Here is a 266-nt window from a genome sequence, read left to right on the forward strand (position 1 = left end):
CGCCGTGTTGTTTCTGACTCCCCGGAATTCTCAGGTAGATGTAGTGCAGTCGGTGGGCCGGGTGATGCGTAATGCCCCCGGCAAGAAACGGGGTTATGTGATCCTTCCCGTGGTGATTCCCGCAGGTGTGGAACCCAACAAAGCCCTGAACGATAACAAGACCTATGCCGTGGTGTGGCAGGTTTTACAGGCTCTGCGCTCTCACGATGACCGTTTTGATGCCATGGTCAATAAACCGAATTTGACTGGCTGTGATCCTCGGAAGA

At 54.1% G+C, this 266-nt stretch carries 1 protein-coding gene; it reads left to right on the plus strand.

Annotation, left to right across the window (positions count from 1 at the left end; translation table 11 throughout):
- On the plus strand, positions 1–266 hold a 266-nt coding region (locus IV91_RS16515), incomplete at both ends, for a hypothetical protein (RefSeq protein WP_035419130.1).

This window comes from Ferrovum myxofaciens (assembly GCF_000735045.1).
In the GTDB taxonomy this organism is placed as follows: Bacteria; Pseudomonadota; Gammaproteobacteria; order Burkholderiales; family Ferrovaceae; genus Ferrovum; species Ferrovum myxofaciens.